At 66.5% G+C, this 18,049-nt stretch carries 14 protein-coding genes; 2 read left to right on the plus strand and 12 right to left on the minus strand.

Going from position 1 to position 18,049, the window contains the following annotated elements; translation table 11 throughout:
• Nucleotides 1-10 precede the first annotated feature (10 nt).
• The 3 genes from B3I25_RS10785 to B3I25_RS10795 form a co-directional block, all read right to left on the minus strand.
• The gene (locus B3I25_RS10785) at nucleotides 11-1,402 is read right to left on the minus strand and encodes an ATP-binding protein (protein ID WP_286738990.1); all 1,392 of its coding nucleotides are present in this window, start codon (nucleotides 1,400-1,402) and stop codon (nucleotides 11-13) included.
• A 135-nt stretch (nucleotides 1,403-1,537) separates the two neighbouring features.
• Entirely contained in the window at nucleotides 1,538-2,740 is a 1,203-nt protein-coding gene (locus tag B3I25_RS10790; RefSeq protein ID WP_098054855.1) for an acyl-CoA dehydrogenase family protein, read from the minus strand.
• Between the two features lie 72 nt (nucleotides 2,741-2,812).
• Entirely contained in the window at nucleotides 2,813-4,087 is a 1,275-nt protein-coding gene (locus B3I25_RS10795) for a CaiB/BaiF CoA transferase family protein (protein WP_098054853.1), read from the minus strand.
• 122 nt (nucleotides 4,088-4,209) lie between these two features.
• Here B3I25_RS10795 and B3I25_RS10800 point away from each other — a divergent pair, with 122 nt between their 5' ends.
• On the plus strand, nucleotides 4,210-5,133 hold the full coding sequence (locus B3I25_RS10800) for a LysR family transcriptional regulator (RefSeq protein WP_064846670.1): 924 nt from the start codon (nucleotides 4,210-4,212) through the stop codon (nucleotides 5,131-5,133).
• 6 nt (nucleotides 5,134-5,139) lie between these two features.
• Here the strand turns inward: B3I25_RS10800 and B3I25_RS10805 are convergent, their stop codons facing one another.
• Genes B3I25_RS10805 through B3I25_RS10820 form a run of 4 tightly spaced genes read right to left on the minus strand, consistent with a single transcriptional unit; the run spans nucleotide 5,140 to nucleotide 10,269 of the window.
• Nucleotides 5,140-6,015, minus strand: a complete 876-nt coding sequence (locus tag B3I25_RS10805; protein ID WP_098054851.1) for a 3-hydroxyacyl-CoA dehydrogenase family protein — start codon at nucleotides 6,013-6,015, stop codon at nucleotides 5,140-5,142.
• Entirely contained in the window at nucleotides 6,012-6,818 is an 807-nt protein-coding gene (locus B3I25_RS10810) for an enoyl-CoA hydratase/isomerase family protein (protein WP_098054849.1), read from the minus strand. The genes B3I25_RS10805 and B3I25_RS10810 overlap by 4 nt, the downstream gene beginning before the upstream one ends.
• Complete coding sequence (locus tag B3I25_RS10815; protein ID WP_286738992.1) at nucleotides 6,815-9,064, minus strand: TRAP transporter permease; 2,250 nt, start codon at nucleotides 9,062-9,064, stop codon at nucleotides 6,815-6,817. The genes B3I25_RS10810 and B3I25_RS10815 overlap by 4 nt, the downstream gene beginning before the upstream one ends.
• A complete protein-coding gene (locus B3I25_RS10820; RefSeq protein WP_098054844.1) occupies nucleotides 9,061-10,269 on the minus strand; it encodes a TAXI family TRAP transporter solute-binding subunit in 1,209 nt (402 codons plus the stop codon). The genes B3I25_RS10815 and B3I25_RS10820 overlap by 4 nt, the downstream gene beginning before the upstream one ends.
• A 586-nt stretch (nucleotides 10,270-10,855) precedes the next feature.
• Here B3I25_RS10820 and B3I25_RS10825 point away from each other — a divergent pair.
• Nucleotides 10,856-11,293, plus strand: a complete 438-nt coding sequence (locus tag B3I25_RS10825; protein ID WP_286738994.1) for a cytidine deaminase — start codon at nucleotides 10,856-10,858, stop codon at nucleotides 11,291-11,293.
• 149 nt (nucleotides 11,294-11,442) lie between these two features.
• On the opposite strand, the gene B3I25_RS10830 is transcribed toward B3I25_RS10825, so the two are convergent.
• From B3I25_RS10830 to B3I25_RS10850, 5 genes are all read right to left on the minus strand, one after another.
• Complete coding sequence (locus B3I25_RS10830; protein ID WP_286738996.1) at nucleotides 11,443-11,994, minus strand: PIN domain-containing protein; 552 nt, start codon at nucleotides 11,992-11,994, stop codon at nucleotides 11,443-11,445.
• 18 nt (nucleotides 11,995-12,012) lie between these two features.
• Nucleotides 12,013-12,267, minus strand: a complete 255-nt coding sequence (locus tag B3I25_RS10835) for a helix-turn-helix domain-containing protein (RefSeq protein WP_349676543.1) — start codon at nucleotides 12,265-12,267, stop codon at nucleotides 12,013-12,015.
• Nucleotides 12,268-12,312: 45 nt separating this feature from the next.
• On the minus strand, nucleotides 12,313-13,554 hold the full coding sequence (locus B3I25_RS10840; RefSeq protein ID WP_286738997.1) for a heparan-alpha-glucosaminide N-acetyltransferase domain-containing protein: 1,242 nt from the start codon (nucleotides 13,552-13,554) through the stop codon (nucleotides 12,313-12,315).
• Between the two features lie 61 nt (nucleotides 13,555-13,615).
• Complete coding sequence (locus tag B3I25_RS10845; RefSeq protein WP_286738999.1) at nucleotides 13,616-16,765, minus strand: type I restriction endonuclease subunit R; 3,150 nt, start codon at nucleotides 16,763-16,765, stop codon at nucleotides 13,616-13,618.
• The gene (locus tag B3I25_RS10850) at nucleotides 16,762-17,988 is read right to left on the minus strand and encodes a restriction endonuclease subunit S (RefSeq protein ID WP_286739000.1); all 1,227 of its coding nucleotides are present in this window, start codon (nucleotides 17,986-17,988) and stop codon (nucleotides 16,762-16,764) included. The genes B3I25_RS10845 and B3I25_RS10850 overlap by 4 nt, the downstream gene beginning before the upstream one ends.
• Nucleotides 17,989-18,049: the final 61 nt, after the last annotated feature.

Below are 18,049 nucleotides of genomic sequence, written 5' to 3' on the forward strand. Positions count from 1 at the left end.
CAGCGTTTCTTCACGCGCTGACCGACTGACACTGGCGCCTCGGACCTCTCGATCCGGGGCGCCAGTGCATCAGGCTGACCCAGGCGACCACCCACAACGCGGATCCTCGTTCGCGTCGTTCCGGGGCGTCGTCGTACTCGCCCAGCACACGGTCGAGCCAGAAACGTCCTTCGCTGAGGTAACCGTCCGACACCCAGTGGTGACGCAACGCCACCGCCAGGCGTGCAGCAGCGTTGATCTCACCGGGGGTGGCTACGGACCACTGCAATGCCGCCATGGAATTGGGGCGTTCCGTGCGAGCGCGCAGGATGAACTCACCCTGGCGCGGAGTAGACCACTGTTCGACCATGGTTTCCGCCCGGCGAAGAAAGCAATCCCGGTGACGACGGCGCAGCTCAGTGGCCGCGCCGTCGTTCAGCCGGTCGGCGCCGTATTCACGCACGGTCATGAGCTGGCGGTAGCGCACTGCCTCCCCGTTGCGTTCGGTGAGCAGGATGGACTTGGCCACGAGGCGATCCAACAAGTCCAGAACGAGATCCGGGACGAGACCATCGAAACTGCAGATCTCCTCGGCGGCTTCCAGATCGAAACTGCTGGGAAAGACTGACAGCCGTTGCCACAGCACCTGCTCCTCCGGGGTACAGAGCTCGTAACTCCAGTCGATCAACGCTTGGAGTGTGCGGTGCCGGGGTTGAGCAGTGCGAGACCCGCGGCTCAACAATCGGAAGCGCTGGTCCAGGCGATCGAGCAACTGGGTCACGGACATGCTCTGCAACCGCGCAACGGCGAATTCGATGGCCAGTGGCATGCCGTCGAGACGCGTGCACAACTCGATCACGGCCCTCTGGTTCTCGGGAGTGATCGTGAAGTCACCCACCACGTTCCGTGCACGGTCCACGAACAAGGCAATCGATTCGAAGCGTTCAAGGTCCTGAACCGCATGGTCGTCCTCCACGGAGGGTGTCGCCAAGGGAGGCGCGGGATAGATCGCCTCGCCGGCCAGGCTCAGGGGCTCACGGCTGGTGGTGAGGATCCTCACCCCCGGGGCCGTGGCCAGGACACGGTCCACCAACTCCCCGGCCCCGGACAGCACGTGTTCACAGTTGTCGAGGAACAGCAACAACTCCTTGTCCTGCAGGTAGTCCGTCACTCGTTCCAGCGCCCCGCGATTCGACTGGTCTTGAATGGCCAGGGCGGAGGCGACTATCGGGCTGATGGGGGCACCGGGGTTGAGGGATCCCAGATCCACCATCCACGCACCGTCGCGAAAATGGGTCTGCAAGCGCTGACCGACTTCCATCCCCAGGCGGGTTTTGCCCACGCCTCCGGGACCCGTGAGGGTCGTCAACCGCGAGCGGGACACCGTGGCCCGCGCTTCCTTCAGTTCCCTGCGACGTCCCACGAATGAGGTCGAAGCGGTACTGCTCGTCGCAAAGGACTGACTACCTACGCGGTTAACCATGCCCATCATCTTCTCGCGGCGAGGCCCGGAACAGAACTCACGAACCCTTACGGCGTACCCACCAGCCCGGACCCGTCAGCTGCGCGTGCGCGTGAAGGACGAGATCCGGGTGATCTCCCGGCCCACGATGAGCGCCTGCATCGAGTCGGTGCCCTCGTACGTGGAGACCACCTCCATGTCGGTGAGGTGACGGCCGATGTGGTACTCCAGCAACAGCCCGTTGCCGCCCAGCATGTCCCGGGCGGTGCGGCACATGGCCAGGGCTTTGCGGGAAGTGGTCATCTTGACCATGGAGGCCATGGCGTCCGTGAGTTGGTCGCGCTCCTGCAACTGCGCCATGCGGGTGCACAGCAGCTGCATGGAGGTCAGGTCCGAGAGCATGGTGGCCAGCCGCTCCTGCACCAGCTGGTAGCTGGCGATCGGCATCCCGAACTGTTCGCGCTCCAGGGCGTAGTTCGCGGCGATCTCGAACGCCGCCATGCCGTGCCCCACGGCCTCCCACGAGGCACCGCCGCGGGTGGCCTTGAGCACCTTGTTGACGTCCTTGAAGCTGTGGCAGTTCTCCAGCCGGTTCTCCTCGGGGATCCGCAGGTTCTCGATCACGATGTCCGCCTGGTTGATGGCGCGCTTGCCGATCTTGCCGTCGATCACGGTGGGGAGGTAGCCCTGCGGGTACTCGCCGTCCTCCTGTTTCTCCACCACGAAGCATTTGACCTGTCCGTCCGCCTCGTCCCGGGCATAGAGCACGATCACGTCCGCGGCGTGGCCGTTGCCGATCCACCGCTTGTGCCCGTTGAGCACCCAGTGGTCCCCGTCCCGGCGCGCGGAGGTCTCCAGGGACACCGAGTCCGAGCCGTGGGTGGGCTCGGTGAGCGCGAACGCACCGGTCGTCTCGATCTTCGCCATGGTGGGCAGCCACCGCTGGCGCTGCTCCTCATTGCCCAGCATGTAGATGCTGCCCATGCACAGGTTGGAGTGCACGCCGAAGAACGTGTTCACGGAGCCGTCGATCCGGCCCATCTCACGGGCCACCAGCCCGGCGGCCTGGCGGGAGAGTCCGGGGCAGCCGTAGCCCTCGATGAACGTTCCCACGACCCCCAGGTCGGCGAGGCCCTTGAACGCGGGGAGGGGGTGCTCGCCGCGCTCCCAGAACGCGTTGATCGCGGGCAGCACGTGCTCCTGGCCGTAGGTGCGCACGCGGTCGCGCAGGGCGATCTCCTCGGCGGAGAGTTCCTGGTCCAGCAGGAAGAAGTCGGGGTTCTCGAGCAGTTCGCTCATCACGGGTCCTTTCGGTGGCCGGGAGGCGGGGCTCCGCCTCGCTGCGGCGCGAGATTCTGGTGTGGGGAGGGGCTACGCGCGGTTCGGGGCCGCGCCCGGGGAACCGGCGGCGCCGTCGTGCGCGGCGGTGGGCACTGCACCGACGGCCGTGCGGTCCGGTGCGGGGGCGTCGTCGTGGGCGGCGCGACGGGAACGCAGCCAGGCCATGACATCGGTGCCGTCCGCACCGAGGGCGGGCGGGGCCTTGTCGTAGCGCACCGGGGTGCGACTGAAGGTCACGGGGTTCTTGATCAGGGGCACGGCCTCGTCGCCCTCGCCCACCTGCACCACGGGGTCCAGGCCCAGGGAGGCCGCGTACTCCACGCCCTCGGGGATGGTGAGGATGGGGGCGCACGGCAGGCCCTCCGCCTGCAACCGGGACGCCCACACCTCGGCGGTGTCCGAGGACAGCGCCTTGTTGAGCAGCGGGCGCAACTCCTCACGGTGTTGGTTGCGGTTCTCCACGGTGTCGAAGCGCGGGTCCTCCGCGAGCTCGGGCAGGCCCAGCACCGTGACGAAACGCCGGAACTGGGGGTTGTTGCCCACCGTGATGATGAGGTCCTTGTCCGCGGTGGGGAACGGTCCGTACGGGAACAGACTGGGGTGGTCGTTGCCCATGCGCTGGGGGTCGTTGCCGCACGCCGCGTAGCCCGTGGTCTGGTTGACCAGGGAGGACAGCGCGCAGGAGAGCAGATCCAGATGGATGTGCTGGCCCCTGCCGGAGACGTCCCGCTCGTGCAGGGCGCCCAGGATGGCCACTGCGGCGTGCAGCCCGGTGAGGACGTCGAACATCGCCACGCCCGCCCGCTGGGGTGGGCCGTCCGCGGAGCCGGTCACGGACATGAAGCCTGAGACGCCCTGGACCAACAGGTCGTAGCCCGGCAGGTGTGCGCCGCGGTCCGTGCCGAATCCGGTGATGCTCGTGTGGATGAGCCCGGGCCACCGCTCGGCCACGGCTTCGGGATCCAACCCGTAGCGGGCCAGCCCGCCGGGCTTGAAGTTCTCTATGAACACGTCCGCGGCGTCGATGATCTCGTAGGCGGTCTCCAGGTCCGCCGGATCGCGCAGGTCCAGCACGATGGAGTGCTTGTTGCGGTTCACGGAGAGGTAGTAGGTGCCCACCCCGTCCCGGCTAGGCGGCTTGTACCCGCGGGTGTCGTCCCCGGTGGGGCTCTCCACCTTGACCACGGTGGCGCCCATGTCCGCGAGCAGCATGGTGCAGTAAGGCCCCGCGAGCACGCGGGAGAAGTCCGCGACGACCACTCCGCTGAGCGGCCCGGAGGTCGCAGGATCCTGGGTGAGGGACATGAACGCTCCACTGGGACGGGGAATGTGTTTCATCCCACACAATCACCGTCATTAGGTTCTGTCCAATACAAGAAGAGCGATGGACTGATGCGCGTGTGGCAACAATCACGTAGGCTCCGCCCATGGAAGTCCACGAAGCCAAGGCGTTCTTGGCGGTTGCCGAGGAACTGCACTTCGGGCGCGCCGCCGCCAACCTGCGGATCGCGCAGCCACCCCTGAGCCGGCTCATCAAGAGCATCGAGAAGTCCCTGGGTGCTCAGCTGTTCGAGCGCAGCACTCGGCAGGTCTCGCTCACCCCGGCCGGGGCGGCCCTCCTGGAGCCCGCGCGCGAGCTGGTGGCGGCCTCGGAACAGGCCCGCACCGCGGTGGCCAAGTCCATGACCGGAGAGACCGGGCGCGTGCGCCTCGGGTTCGCGGGAGCGTCCATCAACCGGCAGGTGGGGGAGCTGGCCCGCCACGTGCGCACCCACCGCCCCGGGGTACACCTGGAGCTGCACGGCTCGCAGTTCTCCCACACCGCCATGCAGAAGGTGCTGGGCGGCTCCCTGGACGTGGCCATCGGGCGGTGGGATTTCATCCCCTCGGAGCTGCGCTCGTCCGTGCTGGGCCACGAGGAGGTCATGGTGGTGCTGCCCAGCAACCACCCGCTGGCGGACGCGCCCCGGGTGGAGATGTCACAGCTGGCCGAGGAGTCCTGGGTGATCCTGCCCTCGGGTCCGGGGGCCGCACTGCAGAACCGGCTGACCTCCCTCGCCACAGCGGCGGGCTTCGTGCCACGCGTGGCCCAGGTGGCACCGGACTCGTGGACCCTGGTGGTGCTCGTGGCCGCCCAGATCGGCTGCGCCCTGAGCCTCGACACCGTGCGGGACAACGTCGCCTCGGACGGCGTGGTGTTCCGGCCCCTCGCCCAGCCGCAGCGCCCCCTGGACGTGCAGCTCATGTGGCGCGCGGCGGACCCCAACCCCGCGCTGTGTGCCGTGGTGCGCCTGGCCCAGAACCTCTACGGGGACCCCCGCGGCCAGGCCGCAGAGGTCCCCGGAACCTAGCGGGTCCTACTCGTAGTCGTACCAGCCGTGGCCGGTCTTTCGGCCGTAGTCACCGGCCTCGTACTTCGCCTTGATGGACTCGGCTGGCAGGGACGCGGGGTCACCGGTCTGCTCGTACTCGGCCAGCCGGATCAGGTAGACCACGTCGATGCCCACCATGTCCATGAGCTCGAAGGGGCCCATGGGGTGGTTCAGGGCGGTCTTGGCGGCCACGTCGATGTCCTTGTAGTCCGCCACCCCGTCCTCGTAGAGCTTCAGCGCCTCCGTGCGCAGGGCGCCGAGCAGGCGGTTGGCCACGAAGCCCGGAACCTCCTTCTTGAGCTCCACGGGGGCCTTGCCGATCGAGCGGGCCAGCTCCATGGCGGTCTCCACGGTCTCACGGGAGGTGCCCTCGTGGGGGACCACCTCCACGCACTTCATCACCAGCGCGGGGTTGAAGAAGTGCACGTTGCACACCTTCTCCGGGCGGTGGGTGGCGTCTGCCACGCGCGAGGACACGATGTTCGAGGAGTTGGTGGCCAGGATGGTGTGCTCGGGGCACACCGCGTCCAGCTCCGCGAAGACCTGACGCTTGATGGTCAGGTCCTCCACAGCGGCCTCGATCACGAAGTCCGCCTGCGCGGCGCACGCGTCCCGGTCCGTGGAGAACGTCAGGCGCTCGAACGCGGCGTCCACGTCCTGCTGGGTGCGCCGGCCCTTGCTGACGTCACGGCCCATGCGGGAGTGCAGCTGCTCGGAGGCCTTGTCCACGGCCTCCTGCTTGATGTCCACCACGTCCGTGTCGTACCCGGCGAGGGCGCAGACCATGGCGATCTGGGAGCCCATGGCCCCGGCGCCGATCACGGTGATGTGCTGGATCTCCTTCAGGGGGTTCTCGCTCACTTGCTCACGTCCTTCTGTGCTGCACTGTGGAAATCGGGGGTCCGTTTCTCCAGGAACGCGGTGGTTCCCTCGGCCTTCTCGGCGCTGCTGTAGAGCACGGACTGGGCCAGGCGTTCCAACAGGATCCCGGTTTGGTGGTCCACGTCGAAGCCGTGGCGGATCACGGTCTTGGCCAGCTGGATGGCCAGCGGGCCCTTGCCCATGATGGCCTGCGCCGTCTCGCGGGCGGTAACCAGCAGCTCGTCCGGCTCCACCACCTCGGTCACCAGCCCCATGTCCAGGGCCTCGTCCGCCTTCACACGTCGCCCGGTGAGCACGATCTCGGTGGCCCGGCCCAGGCCCACGAGCTTGGCCAGGCGCTGCGTGCCGCCCGCGGCGGGCATGATGCCCAGCCCGGTCTCGGGCAGCGCGAACTGCGCGTTCGTGGAGGCCACGCGGATGTCGCATGCCAGGGCGAGCTCGTGGCCGCCTCCGAACGCGTAGCCGTTCACCGCTGCAATGGTGGGCTTGGGGAACTGCTCCACCTTCTCGTACACGCCCTGCATGGTGGCCTTCAGCCCGTCCTTGGGCGTGCGTACGGCGAGCTCGTTGATGTCCGCGCCCGCCACGAACGCCTTGTCCCCGGCGCCGGTGAAGATCAGCACCTGCACGTCGTCGTTCTCGGCCAGCTGCGAGAGGGTCTCGGTGATGGCTCGCAGCACGGTCGCATTGATCGCGTTGCGCACCTCCGGCCGGTTCACGGTGACCAGGGCGATCCCGTCCGTGACGTCCACGGTCAGGACGTCGGTGTTCTCTGCGCTCATGATGCGTTCTCCTTCGTGTTCTCGTGCGGGGCGTGCGCACCCGCGGTGGCACCATCGGTGTCGTGCGCGCCGTGCGTGCCGCGGGCGGCGTCGGGAACCTCGGCTCCCTCCGGCACCCTGGTGATCTGCCCGGTCTCGGGGTCGACGACGGCGCGCGGCCGGCGCAGGCGCGCGAGCACCGCGGCCGCGACCACCAGCGCCAGACCGATGAGCGTGACCAGGGCCCCAGGCAAGAACATCATGAATCCGCCCACCGCGAGAACCACCCGCAGGTACAGGGGCAGCTGGCGTTCCACGAACGTGAGCCAGCCGCCCATGGCCGCGGCGATCGCGTAGACCGCCACGAGACTGGAAAGGAAGGCCAGCCCGATGTGCACGGGCTCGCCCTGGGCCACCAGTGCGGGGTTGAGCGCGAAGCCGAACGGCACCACGTACTTCACCGCGCCGAGCTTCATGGCGGAGAAGCACGTGGCCATGGGGGAGGCCTTGGAGATGCCCGCCGCCGCGAAGGCCGCGAGCCCCACGGGCGGGGTGATGTAGGAGACCGACGCCCAGTAGATGACGAACAGGTGTGCGGCGATCGGGTCCACGCCCAGGGCCGTGACGGCCGGGACCATCACGATGGCGAGGAACACGTACGCGGCGGAGATGGTCAGGCCCATACCCAGGATGAAGCACACCACGGCGCCGGCGATCAGGATGAGCACCACGTTGTCGCCCACCAGGGCCACCAGGTCACGCGAGAGGGACAGGGCCACGCCCGTGGCGGTCAGCCCACCCAGGATCAGGCCCACGCCCGCGATGATCCCCACGATCTGCGCCAGCGTCTTGCCCACGTCCACGCCCATGTCCACCCACTGGCGGGGGCCGAACGTCACGCTGGGCTTGACCAGGGCGATCAGCAGCAGGATGGCCACCACCCAGTACGGCACCTGCGCCTCGGAGTCCGTGGTGAACAGCAGCACCGTGAGCACGGCCAGGGCGCCCAGGTAGGGCCAGCCCATGGCCAGGGCGTGGCGGGCTCGTGGCAGCAGGTTCTTGGGCGTGCCGCGCAGGCCGCGCTGGGCGGCGTAGCCGTCGATCTGCAGGAAGATGCCCAGGTAGTAGAGGATCGCGGGGATGGTGGCCGCCACCAGGATGCTCGTGTACGGCACGCCCACGAAGGAGACCATGAGGAACGCCGCGGTGCCCATGATGGGCGGAGTGATGGAGCCGCCGGAGGAGGCGGTGGCCTCCACGGCCCCGGCCACCCGGGCGCTGAACCCGGAGCGCTTCATGGCCGGGATGGTCATGGGCCCCGTGGTCAGCACGTTGGACACCGCCGAGCCGCTCATCATGCCCATGGCCGCGGAGCTCGCCACGGCCACCTTGGCGGAGCCGCCGCGGTAGCGGCCGAACACGGCCATGGACAGCTCGTGGAAGAAGTCCGCACCGCCGGTGTGCTGCAGCACCACGCCGAACAGCAGGAAGCCCACCAGGATGGTGCCCGCGGTCTGCAGGGGCAGGCCCAGCACGCTGTCCACGCCCATGGTGTGCACCTGGGCCAGGGTGGGCAGGTCGTAGGAGATGCCCTGCAGGAAGGACAGCGGGATGATCCCCGCGAACAGCGGGTACACGGAGAACAGGAACGCGATCACGAGCACCACCAGACCGGCGGCCCGGCGCAGGGTCTCCAGGATCAGGGCCCAGAACACGAAGCTCAGCACGGTGGCCAGGGTGGGGGCCATGTACTGCCAGCCGTACTCCTGGATCTCGATGCCGTGCACCGCGAAGTACGCGCTGGTGCCCACCACGGCCAGCAGCAGCAGGACGTCGTACCACGGCACGCCCCGCCGCTGCCGAGCCGCGGCCCCGGGGGCGTGCTTGCGGATGGGCGTCACGATGAACACGATCGGCACGAACACCGCGATCAGCAGGTACAGGAACGAGTTGGTGGGGATGGTCACCCCGCCCACGTTCCAGAAGAACACCTGGTTCATGGTCAGCAGCACGCCCACCACGGTCAGCACGATCACCAGGCTGCGCCAGAACGGCGTCAGTCGGGGGCTCGCGTCGTGCAGGGAGACGTCCGAGGGCATGGTGGGCTGGGCGGCGTCGTCGCCCCCGTGCGGGTGCGTGGCGGTGATCTCCGCGCCGGTGCGGGGGTCGATGGCCGGTCCGGGGGTGGTGATGGGGCCAGCGGTGCCGGCGGGAGCCGAGGCACTGGCGGGGCCGGCGGCGTCGCCGGTCTGGTACGGGGTGCTCATGCGTGGCCTCCGGAGGGTGCGGTGGTGGACGACGTGCCGGGCAGGGTGCCGGGGGTGTCCGGGAGCTCGGGAAGGTTGGCCTTCTTCCAGTCCACCCACTCCTTGCGCGCGGACTTGGGGTCCTCGCGGTCCTTGTGGTCCTGCCAGAACGCGGGCCAGGCCTCGTGCATGCGGCGCTCGCGCTCCAGCAGGGCGTCCTGGCGGGTCTGCAGGTCCTTGCTCCAGCGGCCCTTGCTGGTGAGGAACTCCACCATGGCCTCGTGGAACGGGATCACCAGGGGCGTGAGCTGGATCTGGTCCGTGCCGAAGCGGTGGGCGTCCGGGGTGGTGTCCTTGTAGTCCGGGTAGTAGCGGTCCATGTCCGCGACCAGTGCGGCGACCTCGTCCGCGGGGCGGTCCGCGCGGGCGACCACCGGGATGGTGTACTGCATGTTCACCGCCGTCTCCCCCTTGGCCAGGCCCGCACCCTTGGAGAACTCGCCGGGTTTGACCATCGGCGCCAGCTCCTTCCACGTGGCGTACTGGGAGGGCGTGCCGCCGCCCAGGTTCAGCCAGCGGATGGGGTACTGGGAGGCCAGCTCGGAGACGTTGGCGCCCACCACGTTCTGGTACAGGGTGTCGATCTGACCGGTCTTCAGCGCCTCGATCTGACCGCTGTAGGTGACGTCCACCATCTGGACGTCCTTGCCGGTGAGGCCGCCGTAGTTGAGGATCGCCTCCATCTTGCGGTTGATGGACGTGCTCGCGATCAGCTTGGGGAACTTGCGGCCCTTGAGGTCCGCCACGGTCTCGATGCCGCTGTCCTTGCGCACCAGCACCCCGTAGTTGCCCGGGGGAGTCCACACGAGGCGCAGCGCCTGCGGGCCCCACTGCTCGGAGCAGTACTCGTCATTGCCCTCGAACGCGTAGTAGTACTCGTCCCCGGTGCGCGAGTACTGGGCCGTGCCGTTGATCAGCGGGGCCAGGCGCCCGATGCCCGTGTCCGAGGTCATCAACCGGATCTGCCGTCCCGTGCGCTGGGTCAGGGTGTTCGCGACCGCCGCGAGGTCGTTGTACGTCCCGGTGCCCACGCCGTAGGTGGACCACACCAGCTGATGCGTGCGGTCGGTCGCGCGCGGGCCTCCCGCGCAGGCCGACAGGCCCCCGATCACGGGCAACGACGCCGCTGCGGCTAGCAACGATCGTCGGCTGAGGGTTCGTGTCATGGTGCCTCCACGGGAGTGATGCGATGGACCCACCGGCCCGACGCCGCCGCAGGGTGCGCGGGGGTCGGTTCGACCGGTGGGTACATTCATACCGTCAATTGCGTGACCCACGACACTTTCCGGTCGATTGATGCCTAACCAGTATCGCCGAGGGTCAGGTGGGGCAATGCGTCACGGTGACGGCGGCGGGTCCCTGCCAGTCCTCGAACTCTGGGGCACGTTTGGGCCAACGTGCGCATTTTGAGGCACGTTCTGGCCAGCCCCCGGACTGTGAGGCACGTTGAAGCCACGAACAGCGGATATTCCTGGCCTCGACGCGCCTGAAAGTGCACCCGGTGGCTCGAGAGTGCCTCAGATGTCAGGCAGTGGGCGGGGTGTCGCTCTCGCGACGTCGCATCGCGGCCTGGTGGACACGCAGGTCCGCGAGGAGACGACGCCGCTGCAGCTCCACCGTGCGACCGTCACCTCGGTCGGTTCGAGGGTTCGATCATCCGCCGGGCCGGCGTCGGAACATGGTCGCACCGCGGGCAACTCTGGCCGACTGGCCAATCGACCCGTGCGGCGCGCTCCCCGATAGGCTCCGGCCATGGACACTTCCGCTCTGGACTACGTCGTGACCGAGTGCAAGGCACTACTCGAAACCCGGTTTCCGGACGGGTCGGAGCACGGTGCGGCGGCCATGCTGCTCGAGGACGGCACCGTGGTCACCGGAACCGCCCCGGACATGCCGAATGCCGCGGTCGAGGTGTGCCACGAGATCGAACCGTACTGTGCCGCCCACCGGTTGGACCTCAGGGTGGTGGCCTCGGTGTGTGTGCACCGCAGGGCGGATGGCAGCGTCGTCGTGCTGAGCCCGTGCGGGGTGTGCCGGGAACGGCTGGCGGCGTACGGGCCGGACGTCCTGGCGGCGGTGGCGGACCGGGATGATCCCACGGCGGTCGTGTGGAAGCGATTGGCGGACCTGCTGCCGGACTACTGGCTGACCGCGCTGACGGGTGACGCCCGCCCCGGCTGGCTGCGGTGACGGGATGCCCCGCGGGGAAGTGGGTCCGGCATAGGGTTCCCTCATGAGCACTCGAGGAATGAGCGTGGGGGAGCGAGCGCCGGCGTAGCGACGGCCGGGACGATGAGGATGGGGAGTCCGCATTGTGGGGTGTCCCCTGGAACTGGCTTCTAGCCGACTCCTACGGCCCGCTTTTCGAGTTCCGTAGCAAATAGAGGCAAGCCGACGCGAGCGAGACCCTCGAGGTACCCATTCCACGTGATCTTCGGATTCCGCATGTCAGCCACCACTTCTTTGGCGATGCGGACCACGGTTGAAGGGTCCAAATCCAACTGGTCGAGTAAGAAGTCATCCGGAGATCGCACCGCAACGTCATAGGGCTTGAGGGCGGTCGTCGGGAAGTCCTTCTGGTTGGAGGTCACGATGAGCTCGGCTCTTGAACGGACCGCTGCCGCCAGCACATGTCTGTCCTTGGGGTCATTGGTCATGGCAGGCACGAGGCTCTCGTAGTTCTCGACCAGAGCGTCGGGGAAGAAGCCCCGCGTGGCGTTCACACGTCTGCGAGCGCTGTGCGGGTCCTTGTGAAGCTTCTTCACCGGATTGCTCTCTACCTCGTTCAGAATCTCATCCGACCAAAGCGGCCTAAATTGCTTGGCCGTGGCCAGACGCAGTAATAGATCTGCGATAGGCATGGGAATCAATACGCATGCATCGAGAACCACCGGGGACGATGTGGGGATTTACCGGGTGGCCGGGTCTGCCGGGATGTCGAAGTATGTGCCGTGGTTCGCTGCCTCGTGAGTTGCCTGTCGGAGACCTTCGCGGCGTGTCTTCTCGAGACGTTCTTCATAGGCAATGAGATCAGTCAGCAGGACTCTGCGGTGCCTTCCGACCTTGGTGAACGGGATATCACCTTGCTCCAGCAGCTTGACCAGTGTTGGCCGGGAAATTCCCAGATGATCAGCAGCCCTCACCCTGCCCGCAGCCGCTTCCATAGGTCGAACGCCAGAGCGGGTACCGCGGGACAAGGTTGGCGCCAGTTAGGAGTTGCGGGTCTTTCCAGGAGTGGCATTGCCGCCCCGCCCGGCGACGAGGCGGCGCGTCCCCTTCGCGCAGTAGGCGACCACCCGCTCGAGCGGTCCCTGCCCAAGAGTCCGCTGCCAGATGACGGCGAAGACGACGGCCACCAGTACGTGCACGAGGTACCAGAGGTAGGGGGAGTCGTAATGCAGCTCGAGGGACAGCGCCAGCAGGTGCGCCGAGTACAGCGTAAGGGTCATCGATCCCATCGCGGACAACGGCACGAGCCAGTCCCCGATCTTCTGGCTGATCAGCAGGAACACCCCCAGCACCGCCAGACTCAGTCCGAGGCTGGTCGCAATGGCCAGCGGCGTGTTGGAATGCGGGGTCGTGATGGCCAGCCACCACCCGGTGTCGGTCGGTAGCGAGTCGGTACCCCACACCAGGATCTCGTCGAGCGTGGACTCGCTCAAGCGCGATGCCTCCTGCAATACGGAGTAGCCCCCGAGGCCGTAGAGGAGCACGGCGGACACGAGCTGGGCCAACACGGTGAGCGCGACGCCCACGATCACCAAGCGGACCTGGGTGCGCACTGCTCGTAGATCCAAGCGGCCCAGCCCCATCCCGACCAGCAGGTACGTCATGTACGGCAGCGCCGGGTAGTTGCCGGTCAGCAGAAGCTGAGACAGGGTGCCCGCGGGGTTGCTGAGGATATTGGGCAGCGTGGGGTTGTAGTACCACCACTCCGGCAGGACATCCAGCATGCGCTGCATCAGCAGGGGCGAGAGGATCCCGAACCCGGCGGCCCAGATGAACAGCGTCTTGGGGCGGGCATGCAGGAACGGGATAGCCAGGATGAAGAACATGCCGTAGTAGAACAGGATGTTGTAGGCGGGAGGGTCCTCCGGCATTGCGGCGTTGACGGTCATACCCACCGTGACGATCAGCAGGGCGCGGACCAGGACACTCACCCGGTCAGCGGTCAGGGCTCGCCCCTCGCGTGGTTGCCGTGCGCCGGAGCCCAGCGCCAGGCCCACTCCGGCCAACAGCGCGAACAGGGCCGCCGAGTGCCCGGAGAACAACCGCCAGGACCAGCTGGCCTCCCCGGTTTGTTCGTTCCACGCGGGCAGCAGGTGGATGGCCATGAGCCCGATCAGTGCCAGCCCCCGGGCGGCATCGATCCCCACCAGTCGCCGCTTGCGCGGCGCCCCGTCCGTTGCGGTTGCCACGTCCCCCGTGCCACCGCGTCGTGTCGTATTCACTCGTACTCCTGAGTTCTCCCCGGCCTCGCGGCCCCCTAACACGTGCTTTCAGGGATAAGCCCTACCCTGCCCGCGACCGTTCCCACAAATCGAACGCCATGGCCAGTTCCACCAGATCGGTGGGTGGGAGCTCCTGGAGCCGCTTGGCGATCGCCTCGGACTGGCGGTTCTGATTCCATACGGAATCCTCCAGCACAAGACGCACCTGCGGGGAATGCGAGAAGTCCGCCCTGGTGTTGTTGCGCGCCTGTTGCTGCAGGTCCGTGTTCTCGGCGGCCTCGCGGACCAGTAGTTCCACCGCGCTCACCTTGTGCTCATCGCTGGCATCCAGCCCCCCGAGGAACCTGTTGACCTTCTCCACCAGCTCGGCCTTGGCCGCGCGTTCGCGTGCCTGCTGGCGGGCCATGCCGGCTTCGGTCATGCCTTGCAGACCCCGCGCTTCACCGTCTTCCAGTTGCAGGTCCTCGTCCCGCTGCTTCTCGAGCCGGTAGTGAGTGAGGACGACGTCGTCCGCGGTCACCGTCTCGCGCTCGCCGCCGTCTAGCTGTTCCCGGAGCAGTCGCGCCAACAGGTCCGCGAACACCGAGAGCTTGAGGTAGTACGTGTCCCCGAAGTTGAGGATCTGGGAGAAGAACGCATAGGACGTCGTGTACTGGCCCAGCAGGGAACGGAACTCGTCGAGCTCGTCGCGCGCTGCGGCGTCGTCGTCGTACACGGCGCGGGACCAGCGGTTGGTGAACCGCTCGACCGCCGGCACCAGCGCCGAGGTCAGCGCGCCGCGCTTGCCGTTCCTGTCCGACCACGCCGCCCACACCCGGTCGACCTCCGCGGGTGTGTAGATGTTGGCGGAATCCAGCTTGGTCATCTGTTTGGCCACGAGGTCCGGGTCCGAGTCGGTTTCGATGCGCGCGTCCTCGTAGTAGTCCTGGAACGCCGCCAGGATCTGGGCGGGGTCGTTGACGAAGTCCAGCACGTACGTGTTCTTCTTGCCGTCCGCGCGCCGGTTGAGCCGCGACAGCGTCTGCACCGCGGCGATCCCGGAGAGCTGCTTGTCCACGTACATGGCCGTGAGTAGCGGCTGGTCGAAGCCCGTCTGGTACTTGTTCGCCACGATCAGGATGTTCTGGTCCTCCTGGCTAAACACCCCGGCCAGGTCCCTCCCGCGCAGTTCCGGGTTCATCGATGCCTCGGTCACCTCGGGCACCGGCGCGTGGCCGATTGCGGCAACGTCCGGGTCCGGCAGCGATCCCGAGAACGCCACGAGCGTCTTCAGCGGCAGTTTCTCCCGCTCGATGTGCTTCTGGAATGCGCGCTGGTACTTCACCGCCGCCGCGCGCGAGCTGGTGACCACCATGGCCTTGGCGCGCCCGCCCAGTTCCTGCTTCACGGTGTGTTGGTAGTGTTTGAGGATCACGTCCACCTTGGAATCCACGTTCGTGGGGTGCAGCTCCACGAACCCGATGTACGCGCGCGTCCCCTTGCGCACGTCCACCTCGTCCTCGGTCGACGACGCCGCAGTCCCCGTCCTGCCCTCGGGCACCGTCTCGGGGTCCGCACCCTTGAGGGCGATCCGGGCGGCCATCTCGTACGTGGTGTAGTTCTTGAGCACATCCAGGATGAACCCCTCCTGGATGGCCTGCTTCATGGAGTACAGGTCGAACGCCTGTCGCTTACCGTCCGGACCCGGGGTGCCGAACAGATCCAGGGTCTTGGCCTTGGGGGTTGCGGTGAACGCGAAATAGCTGATCCGACGACCGTCGTCCGCCTGTGCGGCCATCTGGACCAGGGCGTCCTGGTCCGCGCCCGGCTCCAGCTCGGTCTCCTCGCCCGTCTGCGCCGCGGTCGGGTCGTTGCGGTACAGCAGGTCCTTGACCGACGACGCCGCGGCCCCCGTCTGCGACGAATGCGCCTCGTCCGCGATCACCGCGAAGCGCTTGCCCTCGAATGTCCCGCCCTTTTCCCGGATCTTGGCGAGGGCGTGCGGGAAGGTCTGCAGGGTCACGCCGATGATCTGCGTGCCCGCCCGCAACGCTTCCAGCAGGCGCTCGGTCTTGGAGCCCTCGGAACCGGAGGTGATGGGTTCGAAGGTTCCCGTGGTCACGACCAGCTGATCCACCGCGTCCTGGAGCTGGCGGTCCAGCACCTGCCGGTCCGCAATGACGAACACGGTGTCGAAGACCTTCTCGCCCTCCGGAGTGTGCAGGGAGGCCATGCGGTGGGCGGTCCACGCGATGGAGTCCGTCTTGCCCGAACCCGCTGAATGCTGGATCAGGTACTTCTGCCCCGGGCCCTCAGTCCGGGCCGCCTCGGTCAGCTTGGTGACCGCGCGCCACTGGTGGAAGCGGGGGAAGCGGATTTGGCTGGACTCCGTGATCCGCCCGGTCCGGGGATCGGTTTTCTTCTCGTGGTTCACGTAGACGAACTTGGTGAGAATCGTGATCCACGTGTCCTTGTCCAGGATGTGCTCCCAGAAGTAGGACGTGGCCAAGCCGTCCTGCGACGGCGGGTTGCCAGCTCCGTTGTCATGCCCCTGGTTGAAGGGCAGGAAGAACGTGTCCGCGCCCCTGAGCTGGGTGGTCATGTAGACGTCGTTCTCGGTGAGTGCGAAGTGCACCAGTGCACCTCGATGCGGGGTCAGCAGCGGTTCACCGGCTGGCGTGCGGTCCGTCTTGTACTGCTCGATGGCCGCCTGCAGCGACTGCGTGAAGTTCGTCTTGATCTCAATGGTCGCCACGGGCAGCCCGTTGAGGAACAGCACCAGGTCGATGCGGTCGCTCTTCCGCGTGGAGTAGCCGACCTCCTGCACCACCCGCACCCGGTTCTTCGCGTAGCGCTCCGTGATCCGAGGATTGCGGTCGTCCGCCGGGGGAGCCGCGAGCATGCTGAACTTCTGCGCCCCGGGGACCGAGAAACCGCGACGAAGCGTATTGAGGGTGCCACCGCCGGCCTTTTCCGACTGCCCCAGCTGGGACGCCAAGCGATCCAGAATCCGGCGCTCGCCCTTGGTGCGGGCGGCGTCATCGCCGCGCTCCGGAACGATCCGTGCATACTGCTCCGGTTGCGTGTCCTGCAGCCAGCCGAGAACGTCCTCGGGGAACAGCGCCCGCTCTTTGTCGTAGCCCTGGGAGTTGGGGGAGTGGGACCACCCGTGCCCCTCCAAGTACTCCGCGATCTCCCTCTGGAATGGTTTTTCCTGATGCGGTGCGCTCATGCGTACTCCCTGTGCAGACCCTGCGCGACGTCGTCCTCGATCTGCTCCGCCGCGGGCTTGTTCTTAGCAGTGACGTCGATTTGCCCGGTCACCGCGGCGGTGATGAGCGCGGCGCGCCGCTCGCGGGACAGAGCAATGATTCTCTGGAGTTCGCTCGACAGCCCTTCTGTGGTTGTGACGTAGTCTTCACACTGTTGCGCGACTCCGCGTTGCTCTTGCAGCGGAGGAAGCGGAATTTCAAGTTCGCGAACGCCTTCCAGACTCAGCTGAATTTTCGTGCCCCCGTAAGACTTTTCTGCAATTTGAGCTTTCACTTTTGATGAAAGGAGGGCATAGGCGACGTACTTTGGATCAGCGAGCTGATTGTTTGGACGGATCAAGCAAACGTGTTGGCTCGTGTAGCCGCCTTCGATGGATTCGTCCGCAAGTGCGACGGAGCCCAGATCAGCTGTGATGGACATGAGGATATCACCCATCTGAATCTTAGCTCTCGCTCCTTCTGCATCCTCGACGCCAGCAACAAATTCCATGTCCTCGGAGAGGATGCGAACGTGATTTCGTGAGATATTCGTGATTCTGACGAAAGGATCGCCGCTTTCGCTGAGCAGTGAGGACCAATTGCGTGATCCGCTGGTTAGGTACTTCGCGAGGCGCCTCAAGGGGACTCTCTCTGTACCCTGCTCTATCGCTCTATCTATGGCAGACCATCGACGTTCCGATACAAGGTGTAAGATTTTGTGCTGATCTTCAACGAACGCATCGATTTCGGCGGTCTCGTGGTCGAGGTAGTCTGCGATTCCGGCTGCGATATAGGGCGGGGGTGTGGGGACGCGTAGGTTTCGTAATGTGTCTTGACTAAGTCCGACCCGAGTGACGCCCGGTGTGCGTGTCTGGAGTTCAGCACGTATGTAGGAGCTATCGAACAAATATCGAATGAATTTACTGTAGTTAGGATCGAATGGCTGATAAATTGCCAAATGATAACCATAGACGACACCCGGAAGATCCTCGGGGACATACGAGGGGCGCCCAATGTCATCAGAAGTTTCAGAATCTTTGGTGATTGGGACGTCACCAGCTTGGACAGAAAATCGACTGATTTGTTCCGCCGATGCGGTTGCTTCCATAAAGGCCAGGTCGCTCGTGATGACATCCTGGTAGTAGACGTCCGTGTAATTGCAAAGGCGTACCGGCACTTCGTCAGGGTAGGACTTCTTGTCCACCGTGCTGACTTTTACACGACTCAATGAATCAAGAGGTTGCCATCGCCACGTCGCTGGTAGG

It is taken from the genome of Kocuria sp. UBA1838 (assembly GCF_002338785.1).
Classification (GTDB): Bacteria; Actinomycetota; Actinomycetes; order Actinomycetales; family Micrococcaceae; genus Kocuria; species Kocuria marina.

Coding starts and splice junctions, on each gene's coding strand:
- B3I25_RS10810 (WP_098054849.1), bottom strand. CDS start 6,818: ATGAGCGCAGAGAACACCGACGTCCTGACCGTGGACGTCACGGACGGG.
- B3I25_RS10825 (WP_286738994.1), top strand. CDS start 10,856: ATGGACACTTCCGCTCTGGACTACGTCGTGACCGAGTGCAAGGCACTA.
- B3I25_RS10795 (WP_098054853.1), bottom strand. CDS start 4,087: ATGTCCCTCACCCAGGATCCTGCGACCTCCGGGCCGCTCAGCGGAGTG.
- B3I25_RS10820 (WP_098054844.1), bottom strand. CDS start 10,269: ATGACACGAACCCTCAGCCGACGATCGTTGCTAGCCGCAGCGGCGTCG.
- B3I25_RS10845 (WP_286738999.1), bottom strand. CDS start 16,765: ATGAGCGCACCGCATCAGGAAAAACCATTCCAGAGGGAGATCGCGGAG.
- B3I25_RS10815 (WP_286738992.1), bottom strand. CDS start 9,064: ATGAGCACCCCGTACCAGACCGGCGACGCCGCCGGCCCCGCCAGTGCC.
- B3I25_RS10835 (WP_349676543.1), bottom strand. CDS start 12,267: ATGGAAGCGGCTGCGGGCAGGGTGAGGGCTGCTGATCATCTGGGAATT.
- B3I25_RS10800 (WP_064846670.1), top strand. CDS start 4,210: ATGGAAGTCCACGAAGCCAAGGCGTTCTTGGCGGTTGCCGAGGAACTG.
- B3I25_RS10790 (WP_098054855.1), bottom strand. CDS start 2,740: ATGAGCGAACTGCTCGAGAACCCCGACTTCTTCCTGCTGGACCAGGAA.